We start from the raw sequence: 3156 nt of genomic DNA, 5'->3' as shown, positions 1-3156 counted from the left end.
CGCGGTGCGGCCCTAGAACCGCCCGCTACTGCCGCACGGCGTGCGCGGAGCCGCACGCTGCGGCCGCACCGCGCGTGATTGCCACGTGCGGCCACGCCTCGTCGACACGATGTGACGATCGCCGGTGATGATGGACAGTCATGCGTCGACTGAGTGGCGCGAGGGCCACAGGACCGCCAGCTGCAGGGCTCCGAGCCCGAGCGCGGGCGGCACCCACCACCAGCCGAAGTCGCCTAAGACGGTGACGAGGAGCGCGGCGAGTAGACCCGCCGCCACGATCGCAATGCCGAGCCGGACCCAGGCCGACTCCCGACGCACGGCACGCACGGTCGCGGTGAGGACCGGGACCCAGAGCAGCACAAGCCCCACCGCTCCGAGTGCGTCGATGGGGCTAGGGCCGTGGAGGTCGCTGATCGAAAAGAGACGGTCATCTTCGTCGGGTAGGGCAATCAGCGCACCGCATACCGCGTTCCCTGCGATCCATGCCGTGATCTGTCCGCTCCGTCCCACGGCCCGAAGATATGCCTGGCTGTGTACGGCCGACAACGGCGTGCCGGCTCCGTCCGCTAATGCCGCCGATCGGGCGGTCCTGCCGATGTGCACGCGTCAGCTTGGCGGCTCCGATCTAGTCGCCGGCCGGGCTGAGGCCCAGTTGGCGAAGTCGATCTGCGGTGTCCTCGAGGCCCCATACCCGGGTGATGCGGCCGTCCACGACGTCGAAGAAGTACACCTCCGCCACATTGGTGAACCTGCGTCCGGTCGGTGCATGGCCGAGCCAAGTGCCCGTATGCGTACCGGAGCAGGAGAACCGGCCGACGACAGTCTCGTCCTCCACCACCAACTCGACGATCCGCATACGGATGTCACTGAACGAGTTCAAGAAGGGTTCGACCCAGCGGCGGGCAACCGCGGCAAGACGGGGAACGTACAAGTCGTCGAGGACGTCCAGGTTGCCCTGGTTCATCACCTCATCGATCAACCGCTTCACAGCCTGGGTGGGATCGGGGTCGCCCGTGGTCATGGCCTCCATCATGCCGACAGCTGCCGGTGGCGCCGCATCCCGCGGGTGTGACACGGGAGTCGTGAAGGAGTATCACCTCCAGCGTCCGCTACTGCCGTACGGCGTGCGCGGAGCCGGAGGCATGACCCCTGGGGTCGGGGGGCGGAGGAGCCGGCGTACGGGTTGTGTCTGGATTGCTCGTGCGGATAACTTGCGTCGGTGAATGGGTTCCGCGCGCCCTCCCCGACCGGGGACTTGGCGGGGACCGTCGTCGGGACTGGTCCAGAGGTCCTGTTGCTGCACGGCGGGCCGGGGCTGTCGGACTACTTGGGTCCCTTGGCGGAGGAGCTGCGCGACAGCTACACGGTGGCCACCTACACCCAACGAGGTTTGGACCCGTCCGCGGTGGACGGTGACATCTCGGTCGCCGGGCACGTCGCCGACGCGGTCGCCGTCGCGAAGCACCTCGGATGGGAACGACCGATCGTCGGCGGACATTCATGGGGCGGTCACCTGACCCTCCACCTTCTTGCCAGGCACCCAGGACGCTGGCGCGCGGCTCTGGTCGTGGATCCCCTCGGCGCGGTAGGTGACGGTGGTTTGTCTCAGTTCGCTGCCGAGATGCGCAACCGGATTCCCGCGGCCACCAGGTCTCGCGTCGAGGAGCTCGACGCCATCGAGGAGAAGTCCGGATCCCTTCCCCCTGACCTCCAGATGGAGTATCTCCGGCTCGTATGGCCGGCGTACTTCCCGGATCCGGGCCTGGCGCCGCCGATGCCTGAACTTCAGATCGCCACGCACCAAGCGCAGATGTGGGCGGACATGATGGCCGCACTGCCAGCGCTCGAGGCCGGGCTCGCTGGCTGCGCCGTACCCACCATCTTCGTGCACGGCGAGCTGAGCCCGCTGCCGGTGACCGCGTCGACTGAGTCCGCAGATCTGATGGTCAACGCAGCGGTGGACGTGATCGAGGGCGCCGGTCACTTCATCTGGATGGACGCCCCGGGAGCGGTGCGAAGATCGCTCGACCGCCTAGTGAACGGCCTCCGCTAGTCGGCAAGCGGCGACCGCCACCACCCGAGCCCTCGGACATGTAAGCCAGGCTATTGCCACACGCGTGCGCGGAGTAACGTGCTGCCCGTCTCCCGAGGAGGAGATCCGCCCCACCTGGCCACGGCCGAGTGGGGCGGTTTCGCCAGGCTGTCAACTAACCAGGCGAGGCCTCGCCGATCCGAGACGCCCGGGCGTCGCAGATCGGCTTCCTACGCGCTACCCAGCGGCCCACCCGGTGTGCGCCGCATACGACACCGCCCCTCCTGGCGAGGCCTGGAGGGGCGGTGTGGTGGCTGCAGACTCAGCGACGATCGTAGTCACCCTGGCCGCTGTTGGAGTTGGTGGAGTCGTCGTAGGGCTCGCGGCTGCCGGACTTCGCGAGGCCCCGGCTGATCATGTAGCCGACGGTCAGGAGGGTCACGTACCACCAGGCTTCCTGCGCGCCGAAGTCGCTGGGGCTGTCGTCCACGACGAGCGATGCGATCAGCACGCCGAGGACGGCGAGGATGTACACGGCGAGCTCGCTGGTCTTGTACGACGCCTTGGTCTCCGTGCTGATGCGACGGTCCGGGGTGTACGTCCGGCTGGTGCGCGTAGTAGGCGTGTTGGAGGTGTCGCCGGGGTTGTTGGGCGTGACTGTCATCTCGGGATCCTTTCCTTGAAGACTGGCCTACCCTGGGACTAGAGGCGTCTGAGGGCAGGTCTGGGTCTCGTTAGCGGAGATGACGGTGCCCCTCGACGCCTCTCCTATACCTTCGCGGTTCCTGGGGCCACCCAGGCGCGCGAGGCGTGGCAGGGTCCATCCGTCCGCGCAGCGGGGTCGGCGCGCCTTCGCCGGTCAAACCCCGCCGCGCGTCCTCCCTTCAAACGTCAATCAGTGATGGGCTTGGGTGTGTTGTCGACGAGGATCAGTCCGCGGTTCGCGTTGCGCAGCACGGTGATGTGGCTGCCGGCCACGTTGCGCTTCAGCCGGATCGCGCCGATCCGGTGGTGGCGCCCGTCACCGGGCTGGTGGTTGAAGGCCAGGTTGTTGTTGACTGCGATGTTGCGGCCGGCGTTGTTGTCCCGCAGGATGATCCGCCCGTCGTTGCGGGTGACCCTGA

5 protein-coding genes are annotated in these 3156 nt (G+C 67.7%); 1 reads left to right on the top strand and 4 read right to left on the bottom strand.

Annotated elements, in window-relative coordinates; translation table 11 throughout:
• Positions 1-138: 138 nt before the first annotated feature.
• Positions 139-369: a hypothetical protein gene (locus F0U47_RS06170; protein WP_149749429.1), complete on the bottom strand. Its 231-nt coding sequence runs from the start codon at positions 367-369 to the stop codon at positions 139-141.
• Between the two features lie 256 nt (positions 370-625).
• Positions 626-1021, bottom strand: coding sequence for an ester cyclase (locus F0U47_RS06165; protein WP_149749428.1), 396 nt, complete (start codon positions 1019-1021; stop codon positions 626-628).
• 198 nt (positions 1022-1219) lie between these two features.
• On the opposite strand from F0U47_RS06165, the gene F0U47_RS06160 reads away from it, so the two are divergent.
• Entirely contained in the window at positions 1220-2053 is an 834-nt protein-coding gene (locus F0U47_RS06160; protein ID WP_149749427.1) for an alpha/beta fold hydrolase, read from the top strand.
• A gap of 301 nt (positions 2054-2354) precedes the next feature.
• Here the strand turns inward: F0U47_RS06160 and F0U47_RS06155 are convergent, their stop codons facing one another.
• Together F0U47_RS06155 and F0U47_RS21025 are read right to left on the bottom strand one after the other, a co-directional pair.
• Entirely contained in the window at positions 2355-2696 is a 342-nt protein-coding gene (locus F0U47_RS06155) for a hypothetical protein (RefSeq protein ID WP_188111190.1), read from the bottom strand.
• Between the two features lie 227 nt (positions 2697-2923).
• On the bottom strand, positions 2924-3156 hold a 233-nt coding region (locus F0U47_RS21025; protein ID WP_188111189.1), incomplete at its 5' end, for a hypothetical protein.

Origin of the sequence: Nocardioides antri (assembly GCF_008373765.1) — a bacterium.
GTDB classification, from domain to species: Bacteria; Actinomycetota; Actinomycetes; order Propionibacteriales; family Nocardioidaceae; genus Nocardioides; species Nocardioides antri.
The sequence above is the reverse complement of the archived record's forward strand: the minus strand, read 5'-3'. Positions and strand labels throughout refer to the sequence as shown.

Excerpts from the sequence above, each read along its gene's own strand:
- F0U47_RS06155 (WP_188111190.1), bottom strand. The coding sequence starts at position 2,696 with ATGACAGTCACGCCCAACAACCCCGGCGACACCTCCAACACGCCTACT.
- F0U47_RS06165 (WP_149749428.1), bottom strand. The coding sequence starts at position 1,021 with ATGACCACGGGCGACCCCGATCCCACCCAGGCTGTGAAGCGGTTGATC.